A 19,167-nucleotide genomic window follows, 5' to 3' on the forward strand; every position below is an offset into this window, starting at 1 on the left:
TGGGAGCGCCCCCAGTCCGGGGGCATTCCGTGAGGATCGGTCATTCGGCCCGGTTCCGCCGTGCTCTACTGGGCTTCGGGGTGCATCGCGGCTCTCCTGTTCCCGTTACCGCTCACAGGGCCGCCGAGGCCCTGCGTCACGCTCAGAGGTGCCCGTGCCTGCATCCCTTCTCCGTCGTTCGCGCGCGCTCGTCGCCGCGACCGTCTTCGCGCTCGCCCTCGGCCTGGGGGTGACGGCGACCGCTCCGGCGTACGCCGCGGACACCACCGCGCCGAGCAAGCCGAGCAGCCTCACGGCCGCCTTCTACGGCGGCCTCGGCACCGTGCTCTCGTGGGGCAAGGTCTCCGCGAGCGATCTCGCCGAGTACCGGGTCTACCGCTCGACCTCCTCGTCGATGACGACGTCGAACAGCACGCTCGTCACCACGACGACGGCGCTGAAGATCACCGACGCGGGCGCGGTGGCGGGCACGAAGTACTGGTACGCCGTGGCGAGCGTCGACACGTCCGGCAACGCGTCGGGCCTCTCGAGCACGAAGTCGATCACGGCGACCGACGCGGCCAAGCCCTCGACCCCGTCCTCCCTCAAGGCGACCGCAGGCACGGCGGGCATCGCGCTGGACTGGAAGGACAACTCGGAGCTCGACCTCGCGGGCTACACGGTGAGCCGCGGCACCTCCTCGAGCGGCCCCTGGACCGTCGTCTCCTCGCTCTCGGTGAACTCGGCGTACACCGACACGACCGCGCCGGTCGGCGTGAAGTCCTACTACCGCGTCACCGCGCGCGATCTCACGGGCAACCTGTCGGGCTACGCCTCCGCCAACGCGACGCGCACCGGCACGCTGCCGCCCGCCCAGGCCCCGGGCGCCCCGACCGGCTTCGCCGCGAAGCTCTCCTCGAACGTCCCCGTCCTCTCGTGGGGCGCGGCGACGGGCGCGACCTCCTACACGCTCTCCCGCGCGACGTCGCCCGAGGGACCCTTCACCACGGTCGCATCCGGCCTGACCGGCACGTCGTACACCGACGGCGCCGCCCCGGCCCGCGCGACCGCCTACTACTCGCTCGTCGCGGTCAACGCGGTCGGCGCCTCGACCGCCGTGACCGCCTCCATCGAGGTGCCCGGCGACACCACCCCGCCCGCGAACCCGCGCAGCCCGAAGGCGACCGTCATCGTCGCCGGCGGCATTGGCGTCTCGTGGGCCGCGAACACCGAGAAGGATCTCGCCGGGTACCTCGTGCTGAAGCGCGACAAGGAGCGCGGCGGCTACTTCCCCTACCTCGGCACCGCCGAGGCGCCCTACCCCCTCACCTCCTTCACCGACCCGACCGTCATCGAGGGCACCGTCGGCTACTTCCGCATCGAAGCGGTGGATGCCAGCGGCAACGTCTCCGAGGGGTACGTCGCCGTCACGGCGAACCACCCGAACGTCAAGCCCGCGACTCCGTCGTCGCTCAAGGTGACGCAGGACCCGATCGCCGGCCTCGCCCTCGCCTGGAAGGCCCCCGCCGACCTCGACCTCGCCGGCTACACCGTCTACCGTTCGACCGGTTCGACGAACGCGTGGGCGCTGCTCGACAACATCGTGCTCGGCACCGGTCCGGCGACGCCCGCGTACCGCGACACCAGCGCGCCGAAGGGCGTCGTGTCCTACTACCGCGTCGTCGCCGTCGACGCGGTCGGCAACGTCTCGTCGTACTCCTCGACCGTCTCGGGCACCTCGCTCACGACGCCCATCCCGATCGTCTACGAGGAGACCGTGCTGACGGTCGGCGCTGACAAGCAGTTCCAGACCATCGGGGCGGCCCTCGCCGAGATCCCGCGCAACAACCTGCGCCGCTACCGCATCGACGTCGACCCGGGCACGTACGACGAGGTCGTCCGCATCCGCTCCGGCTACGTCACCGTGCACGGCACCGGCGCGAGCCCCGCCGACACGGTCATCGCCTCCGCGCAGGCCTCTGGGTCGCCCGACCCCGCCGAGCCCGGCGAGACGCTCGGCACCGCCGGCAGTGCCGTCGTGCGCATCGACGACACCGCGAACGACGTGACGCTGCGCAACCTCACGGTCGCCAACACGTTCGACGAGGCCGCGCACCCCGAGATCGAGAGCCAGCAGGCCGTCGCGCTCCGCGTCGAGGGCGACCGCTTCGTCGGCGACACGATCCGCCTGATCGGCAACCAGGACACCCTGCTCGCCGACACCCCGCGCCCGACCGCGCGCGTGCGCCAGTACTACGTCGACAGCTACATCGAGGGCGACGTCGACTTCGTCTTCGGCGCCGCGAACGCCGTGTTCGACCGCGTGACGTTCCGCGCGCTCGACCGCTCCAAGGCCAACAACGGCTACGTCACCGCCGCCTCGAGCGACGAGGGCAGCAAGTACGGGTTCCTCATCTGGGACTCCAAGATCGTCAGCGACGCGGCGGACGGCACCGTCAACCTCGGCCGCCCGTGGCACCCGTCGGCCGACCCCGACGCCCAGGGCTCCGTCGTCGTCATGCACACGTGGCTCCCGTCGGCCATCGACACGGCCGCGCCGTGGGACGAGATGAGCAGCCGCAACTCCGCCGGCGAATCCGTGCTCTTCCCATGGACCACGGGCCGCTTCTTCGAGTACGGCAACGTCGGCCCCGGCGCCGCCGTGAACGAACTGCGCCCGCAGCTCGCCGAGAAGGAGGCCGCGAAGCTCACGCCCGCCGTGCAGCTCGCCGGCTCCGACGGCTGGAACCCCGTGGTCGCCGCCGCCGACGTCGCCCCGGCGACCCCGACCGGCCTCGTCGCCGCGACCGACACGCGCCTCGTGAACCTCGCCTGGGCCGACGACGAGTCGGCCGCCGTGGTCGGCTGGAACGTCTACCGCGCCGACGGCGACGGCGCTTTCGCGAAGATCGCGTCGACGGATGCCGCGGAGTACGCGGACTCGACCGTCGCCACGGGCGGCGCCTACCGCTACCTCGTGACGGCTGCGACGCGCTCCGGCCTCGAGTCGGCCCCGAGCGGCGAACTCGCCGTGACGGTGGCCGTCGCCGAGCACGCCGCCGACTTCATCGTCGACCCGGCCGCAGCCCCGTCGGCGACGACCTTCCCGACGCTCGCCGCGGCCCTCGCCGCCGTGCCCGCCGGCACGAGCGTCGACCCGACCGTCATCGAGCTCGTCCCCGGCCGCTACGCGGGCGAATACGTCACCGTGACGAAGCCGAACACGATCATCCGCGGCGCGGGCTCCGACGCCTCGGCCGTCGTCATCACGGGCGACCGCGCGTCGGGCACGCCGACCGGCGAGGTCGTCGACGGCGTCGCGCAGACCTACGGCACCTCGGGCAGCGCCTCGATGGTCATCACGGCCAACGACGTGACGCTCGAGGGCCTCACGGTCGAGAACGCGTACGTCGAGGGCACCTACTCGAACGGCCAGGCCGTCGCGCTCCGCACCACGGGCGACCGGCTCCGGCTCGAGGGCGTGCGCCTCATCGGCAACCAGGACACGTTCTACGCGAACTCCGCCGGCCGCACGGTCGCGGCGCGCGTCTACGTGCACGACAGCTTCATCGAGGGCGACGTCGACTTCGTCTTCGGCCGCGCGACCGTCGTCATGGATGCCTCGACGCTGCACATCGTCGACCACGGTACGAACCCGAACGGCGCCGTGACGGCTGCGAGCACCAACGTCGCGAACCCGTTCGGCTTCCTCATCACGGGCTCGCGCATCATCGGCGACGCCCCCGACGGCAGCCAGAACCTCGGCCGCCCGTGGCAGCCCGGCATCTCCCAGCCCGACGGCACGTCGGTGCGCGACGTCGACGCGATCGCCCAGGTCGTCGTGCGCGACACCTGGCTCGGCCCGGTCGTCTCGCAGACCGCGTGGGTCGACATGGTCAACTCGGGCGTCAACACGACGTGGCAGAGCGCGCGCTTCGCGGAGTACCGCAACGCCGGCCCGGGCGCCGCGCCCGAGTCCGCGACCCGCGCCCAGCTCACCGACGAGGCTGCGGCCGGCTACACGGCCGAGGCCTACCTCGCCGGCGCGGACGGCTGGAACCCGGTGTCCGAGCGCGCGACCGACGCGGCACCCGCCGCCGTGGCCGGCCTCACCGCGACCGGCGGCGACCGCCGCATCGGCCTCGACTGGGCCGACGGCGCCGAGGTCGACGTCGTGGGCTACCGGGTCTACGCGGGCGACACGGCCGACTTCGTCGCCGACGACGCCTCGCTCGTCGCCGAGGTCGCCTCCTCCGACTTCCTCGAGGAGTTCGAGTCGAACGGTCTCACGCGCTACTACCGCGTCGTCGCCCTCGACCTCGCCGGCAACGCCTCGGCCGCGTCCGACGCGGTCGGCGCCACGACCGCCGTGCCCCCGCTCGTGGCCGACCTCACGGTCGCCGCGGACGGTACGGGCGACTTCACCACGGTGCAGGCGGCGCTCGCCGCGATCCAGGCGGGCACGGCATCCGCACCGAAGGTCGTCGTGGTCGAGCCCGGCACGTACCGCGAGGTCGTCAACTCGGCCAAGCCCTACGTCTGGCTCGTCGGCGCGACCGGCGACCCGCGCGACGTCGTCATCACGTTCGACAACGCGAACGGCACGGCGGCCTCGGCCGCGACCTGCCCGTTCGTCACGACGACCGCGACGTGCGGCACCGGCGGCAGCGCCACCGCGACGTTCAGCGGCGGCGGCGTGCAGGTGCGCGATCTCACCATCGCGAACACCTTCGACCGTGCCGCGAACCCGACGATCACGAACACGCAGGCCGTCGCGCTGCGCGCGCTCGGCGACCGCCAGGTGTTCTCGAACGTGCGCCTCCTCGGCCACCAGGACACCCTGAACGCCGACGCGAGCGGCAACATCTCGGCCGACGGTTCGGGCTACCCGCGCCAGTACTACGTCGACAGCTTCATCGAGGGCGACGTCGACTTCGTCTTCGGCCGTGCCAACGCGGTCTTCGAGCGGGTCTCGTTCCACGCGCTGGAGCGCAACGGCGGCGCGGTCTTCGCCCCGTCGACCGCGAGCAAGGCGAAGGGCTACCTCGTCGTCGACAGCCGCTTCACGAGCGACGGCGACGGCTTCGCCCTCGGCCGCCCGTGGCGCGGCTGGAGCGACGGCGGCAACGACGACTCGCGCGGCCAGGTCGTCATCCGCGACTCGGCGATCGGCGCCGGGTTCGTCACCGCCCACCCGTGGATCGACATGTCGCCGCTCGTGTGGACCGACGGCCGCTTCGCGGAGTACCGCAACACCGGTGCCGGCGTCGCCGCCTCGGCGGACCGCCCGCAGTTGACCGCCGAGCAGACCGAGTCGGCGACGCCGCAGGCGTGGCTGGCCGGTTCCGACGGCTGGGCGCCGTTCCTGCCCGCGGATGCCACCGCGCCGCGCACCCCGTCGGGCCTGACGGCCTCGGCGGCGAGCGGCAAGGTCTCCCTCGCCTGGGACGGCGCGACCGAGTCCGACGTCGTCGGCTACCGCGTCTACCGCGACGGTGCGCTGCTGACGACGACGGAGGCCGCGCGCTTCGCCGACGAGACCGTCATCGACGGCAACGCCTACGCGTACGCCGTGCAGGCCGTCGACCGCGCGGGCCGCGCCTCGGCGATCAGCTCCTCGGTGAGCGCCACGCCGACGCTCCGCGTCGACGCGACGGTCGCCGCCGACGGCAGCGGCGATTACACGTCCCTCGCGGCCGCGATCACGGCGGCCTCGACGGGCTGGGTCATCCAGGTCGAGCCGGGCACGTACGCCGGCACGACCGTCGTGTCGAAGGCCGTGACGATCGTCGGCACGGGCGACCCGTCGGCGGTCGTGCTCACCAATGCGACGACGACGGCGACGCTCTCGATCACCGCGGCGGGCGTCACGGTCCGCGGCCTGACGGTCGAGAACGCCTCGGCATCGGGCACCGCCCCGGCGCTCTCGATGACCGCGGACAAGACGCTCGTGCAGGATGCGGTGATCTCGAGCACCGCCAACCGCACGGTCTTCGCCGACACGACGTCGAACCTCACCGCGGCCCGCCAGCTCATCACCGGCTCGACGATCATCGGCGGCAACGACGTCTTCCTCGGCCGCGCGACGCTCGTCGTGCACGACAGCGTCATCCGACCGCGCACCAACGGCACCGTGCTGACGCCGTCGACCGCCGAGAACCAGCGCGGCTTCCTGCTCATCGACTCCACGATCGACACGGGCGCCGGGGCGAACGTGCAGCTCGGCCGCCCCTACCGCGCGTGGGCCGACACGATCACGCCGAAGTCCGTCGGACAGGCGGTCGTGCGCGGCACCGAGCTCGGCGCGGGCGTCAAGACGGCGCAGCCGTGGGGCACCGGCCCGGCGCAGGAGCCGTGGACGCTCGGCCGCCTGGCCGAGTACGGCAACACCGGCGCGGGCGCCGGCACGGGCCCGACCCGGCCGCAGCTCTCGGCGATCGACTCGCTCGACGCGACCGCCGCCGCGTGGCTCGGCGCCGCGACCTGGTACCCGTCGATCGCGGACCCGGCGACGCCCGCCGACATCGAGGCCCCGGCCGCGGTGACCGGGCTCGTCGCAGCGCCGCTCGACCGCGGTGCGGCGCTGACCTGGAACGCCTCGGCCTCCGCCGACGTGGCCGGGTACCGCGTGCACCGCGTCACCGGCACCACCGCGAACACGGCCGCCTCGACGCTCGTCGCGACCGTGACCGAGCCGGCCTTCACGGATGCCGGCCTCGCCAACGCGTCGACCTACACGTGGGCGATCGTCCCCGTCGACGGCGCGGGCAACCTCGGCCAGGCCGTGATCGTCACGGGCGTGCCCGACGACGGGCTCGCCCCGGCCGCCCCGACGGGCGTGAGCGCCGCCGGCGCCTTCACTCGGGTGACCGTGTCGTGGGCGGCCAATGCCGAGCCGGATGTCGTCGGCTACGCCGTGCTCCGAGACGGCGAGCGCATCGGCACGACCGACGCCGCGACGCGCACGTTCGGCGACGCGGGCCTCGTCAACGGCACCGGTTACGCCTACTCGGTCGTCGCGATCGACGCGTCGGGCCTCGAGTCGGCCCCGTCGGCGCCCGTCACCGGCACCCCGGTCGACGGCGACGGCACCCCGCCGTCCGCCCCGACCGCGCTCTCGACCGTGCTCGGCAAGGGCAGCGTCACCGTCCGGTGGACCGGCTCGCCCGACGTCGACGTCGCCCAGTACGCGGTGCGCCGCGGCGGCGCGACGCTCGGCACGGTGCCGGCCGGCACGACCTCGTTCACCGACACGACGGCGCCCGTCGACGTCGCCGCGACGTACACGGTCGTGGCCGTCGACGCCGCGGGCAATCCGTCGAGCCCCGCGACGCCGGTCACCGTCATCCCGATCGCGGTCGACGTCGTCGTCGCGGCCGACGGCACGGGCGACGTCACGACGCTGCAGGCGGCCTTCGGTGCCGCGGGCCGGAGCATCCTCGTCATGCCGGGCACCTACACGGGCACCTCGTCGCACACGAACGGCCAGCGGATCACCGGCGCGACCGGCGACCCCGCGGACGTCGTGCTGACGGCGCCCGGCGCCGGACCGACGCTCACGATCGCCGGCGCCGACTGGCGCATCGAGGACGTGACCGTGCAGTCCGTGCCCGCGACGGCCGGCGGCGCTGCGACCGCGGTCGCCGTCAAGAACGGCGACCGGCAGGTGTTCGAGCACGTGCGGATCCTCGGCGACCAGAAGGCCTTCACGGTGAGCACCGCGAACACGTCGACGTACTCGCGCATCTACGTGCACGACTCGTACCTCGAGGGCGGCAGCGACCTCGTCGTCGGCCGCGCGGTCACCGTCATCGACGACTCGCGCATCCACGTGCTGCGCGGCGGCCCGTCGATCCTGGAGTCGTCGATCATGCCCGGCTCCGCCTTCGGCTTCCTCGTCAACGACAGCGTCATCACGGCGGACGCCTCCGCGGCGGCCGGCTCGGTCTACCTCGGCCGCCCGTACCCCGAGACGACCGGCGTCAGCCCGCAGGTCGTCGTGCGCGGCACCGAGCTGCCCGCCGCGATCAACGCGACCCAGCCGTGGAAGGACTGGAACGCCGCCACGCCGTGGACGCTCGGCCGGTTCTTCGAGTTCGGCAACACCGGCCCCGGTGCCGGCCTCGGCGCGAACCGCCCGCAGCTGACCGACACGACCGCCGCCGACTTCACCGTCGAGAAGTACCTCGCCGGCACCGATGGATGGAACCCCGCCCGATGAACCGCACCGCCCGCACCCCGTTCCTCCGTCGCGCGGCCGTCCGCGTCGCCGCGATCGCCGCCGCCGCGGTCGTGGCGACCGCCGCACTCGTCGCGGCGCCCGTCGCCGCCCAGGCGGCGGACTCCGGCACCGCCGAGGTCACGGCGAGCTGCGCCTCGCTCGTCGTGAAGCTGCGCACCTTCGCGGCCGGCGGCGAGGTGTCGATCGTCGTCGACGGCGAGACCCAGACCGACGGCGACGCCGACGGCTGGCGCACCATCGGCACGAGCTTCACCCGCACCTACGCCTTCGAGCCCGACGTCGCCCACGACTACACGGTGCGCGTGAACTCGTTCGCCGACGGCAGCGCGGGCCGCGAGTTCCGTGCCGGCACGGGCGGCGACGCCCTGTTCTCCGGCCCGACGACCCCGTGCGACGCGGTGCAGGTGCTGGCGTCAGCCTCGTCGTGCGACGCCGCCAAGCGCGTCGACTCGCAGAAGCTCGGCCTCGAGATCAGCCGGCTCCGCCCGAGCGTCACCTATCTCGTCGAGGTGACCGACGCCTCGGGCGAGGTCGTCGACCACTTCCAGTTCCGCACCTCGCCGGTCGTGAACAAGACCTTCAGCGGTCTGTCCGCGGGCGAGACGTACGGCATCCGGGTGACCGACCAGTCGAACGACGTGCTCTCGGGCTCGACCTCCGTGACGATCCCCGCGTGCGCGCAGGCGATCGACCTGACCTCGCTGACCACGTCCTGCACGGGCGGCGCCGCGAGCGCGACGGCGACCCTCGCCGACCTCGTGCCGGGCCGCTCCTACACGGCCGAGCTCACCCCCGGCGGCGCGACCGCGGCGATCGCGGGCGCCGACGGCAGCGGGGAGCTCCGGCTCACGGGCCTCGCCGACGACACCGAGTACACCCTCGTGGTGACCGACGACGACGCCGCCATCGCCGCACGCGCCGCCGCGACCACGCCCACCTGCGCGTCGAGCGCCGGCGGCGACGGCACCGGGTCGACCCCGTCGGGCTCCGGCACGGGCGCCGGCTCCTCGTCCGGCTCCGGCGGCTCGGGGTCGACCGGCGGCTCTGCGGCCGACGGCACTGCCGCGGGTTCCGCGGCGAGCGGCTCTGCGGCCTCCTCCGGCCCGCGCATCGTCTTCGCCGCCGCGGTGCAGGGCGTGAACGGCACGGACCTCGCCCAGGCCGCCGTGGCCGGCTCCGACGACGAGTCCGGTGAGGGCCCCGGCGACGACGGCGCCTCGAGCGCGACGGGCACGGTCGGCGGCGACGCCGGTGCGGCGCTCGGCGCCGCGGATGCCGGTGCGTCCCTGTGGCTCTGGCTCGGCGGCATCCTCGCGGCCGCCCTCGCCGCGCTCGCGGTGTGGTTCGCGGTGCGTCACCGGCGCGGCCGGACGGCCGAGTAGCGGCCGGAGACGATCCGACCGGCGGGCGGGGCGCTGCGGCGCTCCGCCCGGCGTCGTCCCGCTCAGTAGGGGAAGTGCGGGATCGTCGTCGTCGACGCGATGCCGCGTGCGCTGCCGTGGCGGTCGATGCCGAGACCGGCGAGCAGCCGGCCGCGGAGCTCGGCGAGCTCGGCCGAACCGCGGTCGCGGGGCCGCGTGCCGGGCACCGTGAGCGTCTCGATGATCGTCGCGCCCTCGGGGGCCGGGCCGAGCTCGTCGTCGTCGGCCTCCTTGCCGAGCAGGATGACGCGGTCGGCCAGCTGGAGCGCCTCGTCGACGTCGTGCGTGACGAGCAGCACGGTGGTCGGGGCGGCCTCGTGCACGTCGAGCAGGAGGTCCTGCATCTTCAGCCGGGTGAGCGCGTCGAGCGCGCCGAAGGGCTCGTCGAGCAGCAGCACGCCGGGACGCCGGGCGAGGGCGCGGGCGAGCGAGGCGCGCTGCGCCATGCCGCCGGAGATCTCGCGGGGACGGCGCTCGGCGGCGTCGGAGAGGCCGACGAGCTCGAGCAGCCGGGCGACGCGCTCTCGGCCCGCGGCCTTCGGCGTGCCGCGCGGCAGGCCGAGGGCGACGTTCGCGGCGACGGATCGCCAGGGCAGCAGCCGCGGCTCCTGGAAGCCGACGGCGGTGCGGCGGTCGAACTCGGCGACGGGGGTGCCGTCGATGAGGGTGCGGCCGCTCGTGCCGAGGTCGAGGCCGCCGGCGATGCGCAGCAGCGTAGACTTGCCGCAGCCCGAGGCGCCGACGATCGCGAGGATCTCGCCCGCCGCGACCTCGAGGGAGACGTTGCGCAGCACGGGGCGGACGCCGCCCGCCTGCGGGAAGGCCCGACCGACGCCGTCGAACGTCACGGGCACGGCGGCTCCGGCGACGCCCGCCGTCGCGGCGGATCGATCGAGGGCGGTGGACACGGCGGACCTCCCGGGGGCTGAGGGGATGGGATGACGTTACCCACGGCGGCGAGCGCCCGCGAACGGGGCCGTAACCCTCCGCAACACCCGTGACGGCGCGCGCCGCGCCTCAGTTGCCCGGGAGCGCGATCGAACCCGTCGCAGGATGCTCGTGCGGCATCCGGTCGCGGTCGTACGTGATGTCGCTGAAGCCGTGGGGCTTCGGCTTGCCCTGCTCGTCGAGGCTCACGAAGACGATCCGGTCGATCGTGAGGATGCGCTGCCGCGTGATCATGTTGCGCACGACGGCGCGCATGGTGAGCGACGTGCGACCGAACTTCGTGGCCGTCAGGCCCATCTCGATGAGGTCGCCCTGCAGTGCGGAGGCCTTGAACTCGATCTCGGAGATGAGCTTCGTGACGACGCGCGAGTTGCCGAGCTGGAGGATCGCGTAGATCGCGGCCTCCTCATCGATCCAGCGCAGCAGGCTGCCGCCGAACAGCGTGCCGTTGGCGTTGAGGTCCTCCGGCCGCACCCACTTGCGGGTGTGGAAGTTGACACCGTCCTCGGACCAGTGCCACTCCTCGTCGTTGCGAGCGTTCATCGCGCCAGGCTACGGCCGCGCTCGGCGCCGTGCCCCGGGTTCCGTCGGCCCGTCCGGGAACGCGCCCGTCCGGGAACGCGCCCGTCCGGGAACGCGACCCGACTGGAGCGCCGCCTCAGCCCTTGGGGTGGGCCCGCCCGTCTTTGATCTCGACGCCGCCGGGCTTGCGGGCGACCTGGCGCACGGCCTCGCCGCGGCGGTCCTGGCCGGGCAGCGGCCGCGAGCGGCGCCCGTAGAGCAGGTCGGAGGAGTCGAGCAGCCAGGGAACGAGCGCGACCGTGACGCCGTGCACGAGCAGGAGCTTCTGGCGCATGCGCCGCGACTTGTGGTTGTGGAGGACGGCCTCCCACCAGTGGCCGACGATGTACTGCGGCATGTAGACCGTGATGACCTCGGAGCCGTGGTCCTGGCGCCGTTCCTTCAGGTACTGGATGAGGGGGTGGCTGAGGTCGCGGTAGGGGGAGGAGAGGATCCGCAGCTTGACGTGGATGTTCTGCTTGATCCAGTCCTTCTGGAGTTGTTTCGTCGCCTCCTCGTCGAGGGAGACGTGGATCGCCTCGATCGACTCGTGCCGGGCGGCGATCGCGTAGTCGAGGGCCTTGAGCACCGGCTTCTGCATGCGGCCGACGAGCACGACGGCGTGGTCGCCGGACGAGCCGAAGACCGTCGTCGGATCGGGCTCGATCTCCTGCTCGACGTCGCGGTAGTACCGGTTCACGCCGAGCATGAGCAGGAAGAGGATCGGCATGAGCAGGAAGACGATCCACGCGCCGTGGGTGAACTTCGTGATCGTGACGACGATGAGCACGATCGCGGTCATGCCCGCGCCGATCGCGTTGATGACGAGCGCACGGACCATCGCGGAGTGCGTCAGCGGCTTCGCGTCGTCGGCGGACTTGCTGCGGGCCGCCGCGGCCTCGGCGGCGCGACGGTGCTGCTCGGCGGCGGAGCGGTGACCGCTCTTCCCGGAGGATTTGGCGGCGCGGGCATCCTTCGCCCGGAGGCCCCGCAGTTCGCGCAGCCAGTGCCGCACCATGCCCGTCTGCCCGAGCGTGAACGAGACGAACACGCCGATGATGTAGAGCTGGATGAGCACCGTCAGGTTCGCCTGGAAGACGACCAGGATGACGATCGCCGCGAGCCCCAGGATGATGACGCCGTTGGAGTAGATGAGGCGGTCGCCGCGCGTCGAGAGCGACTTGGGCGCGTAGCTGTCGCGCGCGAGCACGGAGCCGAGCAGCGGGAAGCCGTTGAAGGCGGTGTTCGCCGCGAGCAGCAGGACGAGTGCCGTCGCCGCCTGGATGACGTAGAACGCGATGCTGCCGTCCCCGAACGTGGCCGCGGCGACCTGCGCCATGAGCGAGGGCTGCGGCGAGGTGGCGCACTCGGTCCAGCCGATGAGGTCGCAGGGGTTCTCGGCGTAGTGCACGCCCGAGACGAGCGCGAGCGTCGTGAGGCCCGCGAAGAGCACGATGGCCGTGGCCCCCATGACGACGAGCGTGCGCTGCGCGTTGCGCACCTTGGGCCGCTTGAACGCGGGCACGCCGTTCGAGATCGCCTCGACGCCGGTGAGGGCCGAACAGCCCGAGGCGAAACTGCGCAGCAGGAGCAGCACCATGGCGGCCTGTCCGACGCTCTCGGCGTGCACGGCGTACTGGGCGGACTCGGCGACTGGGGCGTCGCCGAAGATCGTGCGCACGAGGCCGGTGACGATCATGATCGCGACCGAGCCGATGAACAGGTACGTCGGGATGGCGAACGCCTTCGACGACTCGCTGACGCCGCGCAGGTTGATCGCGGCGAGGATGATGACGAAGACGACGGCGAGCTCGACGCGGAACGGGGCGAGGCCGGGGAACGCGGAGATGATGTTGTCGACGCCCGAGGCGACCGACACGACGACCGTCATGACGTAGTCGACGAGCAGGGCCGAGGCGACGACGAGGCCGGCCTTCTCGCCGAGGTTCCGATGGGCGACTTCGTAGTCGCCGCCGCCGGAGGGATAGGCGCGGATGAGCTGACGGTAGCTCGCGACGACGGTGACGAGCAGGATCACGACCGCGAGGGCGACCCACGGCGCGAAGCTGAGGAACGCGAGTCCGCCGACCAGCAGGATCATGAGCAGTTCCTGCGGCGCGTAGGCCACGGAGGACAGCGGGTCGCTCGCGAAGATGGGCAGCGCGAGGCGCTTCGAGAGCAGTTGGCCCTCGAGTTTTTCTGTGGGGAGCGGGTCGCCGATGATCCAGTGCTTCGGCGACTTGAGTTCGGCGGGGACTTCCCCGTCCTGATTCGTCACGGCGGACAAACCTACACCTGCTGAGCCGGTTTCCAAATCGGCCCGCTGACCGGCGGAAAAACACCAGATCACGAGGATGTCTCAGCGAAAGCCGGGCGCGGCGGCCTGGGTGTCGCAGCGTACGGGATGATGGATCCCATGTCCCGCAGCGTCCGAGGTTCGATCGTGCTCATCACGGGAGCGGCCGCCGGCATGGGCCGCCGCTACGCCGAACGCGCCGTCGCCGAGCGCGCCGCGGCCGTCGTGCTCTGGGACCGCGACGCGCTCGGCCTCTCCCGCACCGCCGACGAGCTGCGATCGGTCGCGGCCGAGGGCACCGCCGTCCACCCGTACACGGTCGACGTCGGCGAGCTCGGCGCCATCGCGAAGACGGCCCAGCGCGTACGCCGGGAGGTCGGCTCGCCCGACATCCTCATCAACAACGCGGGCATCGTGCGGGGCAACGGCTACTTCTGGGAGACCGACAACGGCGACGACACCCGCACGACCATGCTCGTCAACGCGCTCGCCCCGATGTACATCGCGCGCGAGTTCCTGCCCGGCATGATCGAGCGGGCCTACCGCCCGGCGCGCATCGTCAACATCGCCTCCGCCGCCGGCACCCTCGGCAACCCGCGCATGGCGGTCTACGCCGCCTCGAAGGCCGCCGTCATCGGCTGGAGCGATTCGTTGCGGCTCGAGCTCGAGCAGGCCGACCACACCAACGTGAAGGTCACGACGGTGACCGCGTCCTACATCTCGACGGGCATGTTCGCCGGCGCGCGCGGTCCGCTGCTCGCGCCCGTCCTGGCCCCGGAGCCCGTCGTCGACCGCGTGTGGCACGCGATGCTCGGGGGCGAGCCGCTCGTCGAACTGCCCGGCAGCGTGCGCGCCTCGCGCATCCTGCGGGCGCTGCTGCCGACCCGGGTGTTCGACCGCCTCATCGGCGACGGGTTCGGCGTCTACCGCTCGATGCAGGCCTTCACCGGTCGCTGACCTCGCCGAGCCAGGTGTCGAGCACCCGCTCGAACTCCTCGGGGCGCTCGAGCACCGGCAGGTGCGCGGAGTCGTCGAATCGGAACCCCGTCGCGTTCGGCAGCCCCTCGACGAGGGTGTGGAAGTGCGCGATCGCCGGCGAGAGGTCGTGCGCGCCCGCCATCACGAGTACGGGGACCTCGACCTCGGCGAGCCGGTCGACTGCTGGCGGCTGCAGGGGCGTCGGGCGCGGCAGCCGGTCGTCGCGGCGGCGGCCGTTGCGGTCGAGCCGCCGTGCGAGGGACAGGAACGCGGGATCGAGGTCGCGCAGCGCGCGCCCGGGTCCGGCGGCCCAGATCGCGAGCTCCTGCTCGACGAGCGCCTGGATGTCGCGCGGCGGCGTCGCCCCCTCGGGGCCGGTGCGGTCCTCGGGGTCGTCGACGCCGGCATCCGTCTCGTGGAGCGCGTCGAACTGCGCGAGCAGGCGCTCCTCTCGGGCGCCGAGATCGACGCTCGGATGACCGGAGGGTCCGCCGCAGACCATGACGACGCCGACGACCCGGTCGGGGGCGGCGAGCGCCACGTCGAGCGCGATCGTCGCGCCGCGACCCGTGCCGACGATCGTCGCGGCGGCGATGCCGAGGTGGTCGAGCAGCGCGATCGCATCCTCGTGGTTGGCGTAGGGCGTGCGCTCGGCGATCGTCGCGCCGAACCCGCGCGGATCGAAGCGCACGACGTGGTCGACGCTCGCGCGTGCGGCGACGAGCCGGTCCCACATGCGCAGCGACCCCATGCCGCCGGGGATCGCGAGCAGGGCGGGCGCCGACGCGGAACCGTCCGACTCCCAGTAGAGGGACGCGCCCGGCAGGCTCAGATGCGGCATCCCCCGAGGCTATCGCCGTCGACCCCGCGCGGGCTCGGAATCTCCCCGCCGTTCGCCGGGAAGCCGTGCGATCGGGTCAGAGGAACATCGGCAGGTCGTCGTCGGCCTCGCCGAGGTCGACCTGCACGAGCACCGGCACGTGGTCGCTCGGGGCGTCGCCCTTGCGCTCGTCGCGGTGGATGCTCGCCTCGGTCACGGCCTCGGCGAACGGGGCCGAGCCGAGGATGAAGTCGATGCGGAGGCCCTCGTTGCGCGGGAAGCGCAGCTGCTTGTAGTCCCAGTACGTGTAGCCGGTCGGCACGAGCGGGCGCACGGTGTCGGCGAGACCGGCGTCGAGCAGGGTCGCGAATGCCGCCCGCTCCTCCGGTGAGACGTGCGTGGACGTGCCCACGACGACCGACGGGTCGCCGTTGTCGGCGTCGGTCGGGGCGACGTTGAAATCGCCCATGAGCGCGAGCGGGACCTCCGGCCGCTCGTGCGTCTCGGTGCGGACGTACTCGGTGAGCTTGTCGTACCAGTCGAGCTTGTAGACCATGTGCGGGTCGCCGAGCGCGCGCCCGTTCGGCACGTAGAGCGACCACAGCCGCACGCCGTCGACCGTGACGCCGAGGGCGCGCGCCTCCTGGGGCTGGTCGGGTCCTTCGGCGCCCTTCAGGAAGCCGGGCATGCCGGGGAACGCATGGGCCACGTCGTGCATCGGCAGGCGGCTCGCGAACGCGACGCCGTTCCACTGATTGAGGCCGTGGATGGCCAGCTCGTAGCCGGCCTCCTCGAACAGCTCCGTCGGGAACTGCTCGGGCTTGCACTTGATCTCCTGCATCGCGAGCACGTCGACGTCCTCGCGCACCATCCAGTCGACGGTACGGCCGACGCGGGTGCGGATCGAGTTGACGTTCCAGGTGGCGATGCGCATCCCGCAAGCTTATTCGCGGCGTCCCTCAGGAGGAGCCGAGGGTCACGATCCAGGCGCCGAGGGCGAGGGGGACGAAGACCGCGACCAGGCCGACGATCGGCACCCAGTAGGCGAGCCGCCGCCGCCACAGACGCACGACGGCCCACCCGGCGAAGACGAGGCCGACGAGCCCCGGCAGCACCAGTGCGACGAGGAAGCCGAGGCCTTGGAGCGTCGTGTTGCAGGCCGCCGCCTCGGTGCACGATCCGAGGACGACGAGACCGAGGGAGGCGACCGTCGCCGCCGCGGCCCCGACCAGCATGAGCGCGATGAGGACGATCGTGACGATGAGATCCCAGAGGACGAGCGGCGCCCGCTCCGAGGCGGCCACGGGCGTCTCGGACTGGGCCTCGAGCTCCGCGAACGCGTCGAGCGCCTCCGGGCCGTCGACGATCGCGGACTCGGGCGCGGCCTGCTTCGGGTCGGGACCGCCCGACGGCTCGGGCGAGCCGCCCGCTGGGGGCGGCGAAGCATCCTGGCTCATGACGCCACGCTAGCGCCGTCGCGCCGCGCCCGGGCGGCGTGCGGACCGATGCGCCGCGCACCGGCGCCGCGCGGCAAGATGGAGGGATGGTGCAGATCGGCTACGCGGCGGCGCTCGAGCAGTTCGCCCCGATGGAGGCGGTCGCGCTCGCCGTGGAGGCGGAGCGGAACGGGTTCTCCGGCGTCATGGCCGCCGACCACTTCCAGCCGTGGACGCCCCACCAGGGCCAGGCCTCGTTCGTCTGGAACGTGCTCACCGCGATCGCCGAGCGCACCTCCGGCGACGTCGGGCCGGGCGTGACCGCGCCGACGTTCCGGTGGCATCCGGCGATGGTCGCCCAGGCCTCGGCGACGCTCAGCGCGATGTACCCGGGGCGGCACTGGCTCGGCATCGGCTCGGGCGAGGCCCTCAACGAGCACGTCGTCGCCCCGTACTGGCCCGAGGCGCCTGAGCGCATCGACCGCATGTTCGAGGCGGTCGACGTCATCAAGAAGCTCTTCGCCTCCGGCCTCGCCGGGCGCGACGTCCGCCATCGGGGCACGCACTTCACCCTCGAGTCGACGCGGCTGTGGACGATGCCCGCCGTCGCCCCCGAGATCTTCGTCGCGGCGTCGGGGCCCGTGACGGCGCGTCGAGCCGGCCGCACCGTCGACGGGCTCATCACGGTCGGCGCCCCGGTCGAGAAGGTCGCGGGCCTCCTCGCCCGCTTCGCCGACGGCGCCCGCGAGGCCGGTCGCGACCCGTCGAGCCTCACGCGCGTGCTGCAGCTCCACCTGTCCTGGGCTGCCACGCAGGAGGAGGCGGAGGCGAACGCGCTCCGCGAGTGGCCGACCGAGGGCATGCGCTTCCCGAAGTCGGAGCTGCGCTCCCCGTACGAGTTCGAGGCCATCGCGCGGCACGTCCGCGTCGAGGACTTCGAGGGGCGGATGCTGGTCTCCGCCGACCCCGACGCGCACCGCGCGCGCATCCAATCGTTCATCGACCTCGGCTTCGAGCGCATCTACCTGCACAACGCGGGCCGCAACCAGCGCGAGTGGCTCGAGGTGTTCGGCCGCGACGTGCTGCCGAAACTGCACTCCTGAGCGTCCCAATGCGAACCGACGAGCCGGTTCCGGAAAGCGAGCACCGCATGCGATTCTCCGTCGAAGGCATCCCCGGACTGCCCGAGATCGAGCCCGGCGCCGACCTCGCGGCGCTCATCGCCGACGCCGTCGCGGCCGGCGAATCGGCACCGCTCGTCGACGGCGACATCCTGGTGGTGACCTCCAAAGTCGTCTCCAAGGCCGAGGGGCGCATCGTGCAGGCCGACGACCGCGAGCAGGCGATCACCGACGAGACGGTGCGCGTCGTCGCGACGAAGCTCAACCCGAGCGGCGCGGTGACCCGCATCGTCGAGAACCGGCTCGGGATCATCGGCGCGGCCGCCGGCGTCGACGCCTCGAACACCGCGCCCGGCACGGTGCTGCTGCTGCCGCTCGATCCGGATGCCTCGGCGCGCGGCCTCGCCGCCGGGCTGCGCGAGCTCACGGGCGCGCGCGTCGGCGTGCTGCTCTCCGACACGCTCGGCCGCGCCTGGCGGCAGGGGCAGACCGACATCGCGATCGGCGCCGCGGGCGTGCAGGTCTTCGACGACTTCGCCGGGCGCACGGATGCCTCGGGGCGCGAGCTCGCCGTCACCAAGCCCTGCCTCGCCGACGAGCTGACGGCAGCCGCGGAGCTCGTCAAGGGCAAGACGAGCGGGATCCCCGTGGCGCTCGTCCGCGGTCTCGGGCACCTCGTCGGCGACCTCGACCTGCCCGGCGCCGCGACGATCGTGCGGCCGGCCGAGGACGACCTGTTCCGCTTGGGCGCCGACGACGCGTACGACGAGGGGTACCGCGCCGGATTCGACGAGGGCCAGCGCGAGGAGCCGCAGTCCTGACCGCCCTCGAATGGGTCGTGGTCGTCCCGGCCAAGGGGCGGCTCGGCGCGAAGACCCGGCTCGGCGCGACGCTCGACGAGGAGACCCGCGGGCGGCTCGCCCTGGCGTTCCTCGCCGACACCGTCTCGGCGGCCGTCGCGGTGCCCTCCGTGCGGGAAGTGCTCATCGTCTCCGACGCCCCCGAGGCCGCAGACCTCGTGCGAGAACTCGCCGACCCGCGGGTCGTCCTCGTCGCCGAGGGCGGGGCGCACGGTCTGAACGCCGCGATCGCACGCGGGCTCGACGCGGCGCGCACGCAGCATCCCCGACTCGGCCGTGCCGTGCTCCTCGGCGATCACCCCGCGCTCGCCGTCGCCGAGTTGGCGGCGGCACTGCGCGCCGCGTCGGTGCACTCCCGGGCCCTCGTCGCCGACGCCGACGGCACGGGCACCGCCCTTGCGACCGCCCGGCCCGGCGTGCCGTTCGAGCCCGCATTCGGCGGCCGGTCGGCGGCCGCGCACGCCGCGTCCGGGCACGTCCCGCTCGACGGCGTGTGGCCCACCCT

At 73.1% G+C, this 19,167-nt stretch carries 12 protein-coding genes; 6 read left to right on the forward strand and 6 right to left on the reverse strand.

Going from position 1 to position 19,167, the window contains the following annotated elements:
* Positions 1-154: 154 nt before the first annotated feature.
* Together GB864_RS10465 and GB864_RS10470 are read left to right on the forward strand one after the other, a co-directional pair.
* Positions 155-8,200 (forward strand): pectinesterase family protein, encoded by an 8,046-nt coding sequence (locus tag GB864_RS10465; protein WP_160424780.1) that lies wholly within the window; start codon positions 155-157, stop codon positions 8,198-8,200.
* Complete coding sequence (locus GB864_RS10470) at positions 8,197-9,603, forward strand: hypothetical protein (RefSeq protein ID WP_160424782.1); 1,407 nt, start codon at positions 8,197-8,199, stop codon at positions 9,601-9,603. The genes GB864_RS10465 and GB864_RS10470 overlap by 4 nt, the downstream gene beginning before the upstream one ends.
* Positions 9,604-9,665: 62 nt before the next feature.
* Here the strand turns inward: GB864_RS10470 and GB864_RS10475 are convergent, their stop codons facing one another.
* The 3 genes from GB864_RS10475 to GB864_RS10485 all read right to left on the reverse strand — a co-directional run bounded on the left by GB864_RS10475 (position 9,666) and on the right by GB864_RS10485 (position 13,429).
* Entirely contained in the window at positions 9,666-10,550 is an 885-nt protein-coding gene (locus GB864_RS10475) for an ATP-binding cassette domain-containing protein (RefSeq protein WP_160424784.1), read from the reverse strand.
* Between the two features lie 109 nt (positions 10,551-10,659).
* Positions 10,660-11,133 (reverse strand): acyl-CoA thioesterase, encoded by a 474-nt coding sequence (locus GB864_RS10480; protein ID WP_160424786.1) that lies wholly within the window; start codon positions 11,131-11,133, stop codon positions 10,660-10,662.
* Positions 11,134-11,248: 115 nt separating this feature from the next.
* Entirely contained in the window at positions 11,249-13,429 is a 2,181-nt protein-coding gene (locus GB864_RS10485; protein ID WP_419672786.1) for an APC family permease, read from the reverse strand.
* A 138-nt stretch (positions 13,430-13,567) separates the two neighbouring features.
* Here GB864_RS10485 and GB864_RS10490 point away from each other — a divergent pair, with 138 nt between their 5' ends.
* Complete coding sequence (locus GB864_RS10490; protein WP_160424787.1) at positions 13,568-14,404, forward strand: SDR family NAD(P)-dependent oxidoreductase; 837 nt, start codon at positions 13,568-13,570, stop codon at positions 14,402-14,404.
* Here GB864_RS10490 and GB864_RS10495 read toward each other — a convergent pair.
* The 3 genes from GB864_RS10495 to GB864_RS10505 all read right to left on the reverse strand — a co-directional run bounded on the left by GB864_RS10495 (position 14,391) and on the right by GB864_RS10505 (position 16,702).
* Positions 14,391-15,266, reverse strand: a complete 876-nt coding sequence (locus tag GB864_RS10495; protein ID WP_160424788.1) for an alpha/beta fold hydrolase — start codon at positions 15,264-15,266, stop codon at positions 14,391-14,393. The genes GB864_RS10490 and GB864_RS10495 overlap by 14 nt on opposite strands.
* A gap of 76 nt (positions 15,267-15,342) precedes the next feature.
* Entirely contained in the window at positions 15,343-16,179 is an 837-nt protein-coding gene (locus tag GB864_RS10500) for an exodeoxyribonuclease III (protein ID WP_160424790.1), read from the reverse strand.
* 25 nt (positions 16,180-16,204) lie between these two features.
* On the reverse strand, positions 16,205-16,702 hold the full coding sequence (locus tag GB864_RS10505; RefSeq protein ID WP_160424792.1) for a DUF6264 family protein: 498 nt from the start codon (positions 16,700-16,702) through the stop codon (positions 16,205-16,207).
* A gap of 86 nt (positions 16,703-16,788) precedes the next feature.
* Here GB864_RS10505 and GB864_RS10510 point away from each other — a divergent pair, with 86 nt between their 5' ends.
* From GB864_RS10510 to cofC, 3 genes are all read left to right on the forward strand, one after another.
* Positions 16,789-17,784, forward strand: a complete 996-nt coding sequence (locus GB864_RS10510) for a TIGR03557 family F420-dependent LLM class oxidoreductase (protein WP_160424794.1) — start codon at positions 16,789-16,791, stop codon at positions 17,782-17,784.
* A gap of 47 nt (positions 17,785-17,831) precedes the next feature.
* On the forward strand, positions 17,832-18,623 hold the full coding sequence (gene cofE / locus GB864_RS10515; RefSeq protein ID WP_160424796.1) for a coenzyme F420-0:L-glutamate ligase: 792 nt from the start codon (positions 17,832-17,834) through the stop codon (positions 18,621-18,623).
* Positions 18,624-18,640: 17 nt separating this feature from the next.
* Positions 18,641-19,167 (forward strand): 2-phospho-L-lactate guanylyltransferase (cofC, locus tag GB864_RS10520; RefSeq protein ID WP_160424798.1); only part of this gene is annotated, 527 nt, incomplete at its 3' end.

This window comes from Agromyces seonyuensis (genome assembly GCF_009789225.1).
Lineage (GTDB): Bacteria > Actinomycetota > Actinomycetes > Actinomycetales > Microbacteriaceae > Agromyces > Agromyces seonyuensis.

What these genes read in the sequence shown, in the direction of transcription:
- GB864_RS10495 (WP_160424788.1), bottom strand. Translation starts at nt 15,266, where the DNA reads ATGCCGCATCTGAGCCTGCCGGGCGCGTCCCTCTACTGGGAGTCGGAC.
- GB864_RS10480 (WP_160424786.1), bottom strand. Translation starts at nt 11,133, where the DNA reads ATGAACGCTCGCAACGACGAGGAGTGGCACTGGTCCGAGGACGGTGTC.
- GB864_RS10505 (WP_160424792.1), bottom strand. Translation starts at nt 16,702, where the DNA reads ATGAGCCAGGATGCTTCGCCGCCCCCAGCGGGCGGCTCGCCCGAGCCG.
- GB864_RS10490 (WP_160424787.1), top strand. Translation starts at nt 13,568, where the DNA reads ATGTCCCGCAGCGTCCGAGGTTCGATCGTGCTCATCACGGGAGCGGCC.
- cofE (WP_160424796.1), top strand. Translation starts at nt 17,832, where the DNA reads ATGCGATTCTCCGTCGAAGGCATCCCCGGACTGCCCGAGATCGAGCCC.
- GB864_RS10510 (WP_160424794.1), top strand. Translation starts at nt 16,789, where the DNA reads ATGGTGCAGATCGGCTACGCGGCGGCGCTCGAGCAGTTCGCCCCGATG.
- GB864_RS10470 (WP_160424782.1), top strand. Translation starts at nt 8,197, where the DNA reads ATGAACCGCACCGCCCGCACCCCGTTCCTCCGTCGCGCGGCCGTCCGC.
- GB864_RS10500 (WP_160424790.1), bottom strand. Translation starts at nt 16,179, where the DNA reads ATGCGCATCGCCACCTGGAACGTCAACTCGATCCGCACCCGCGTCGGC.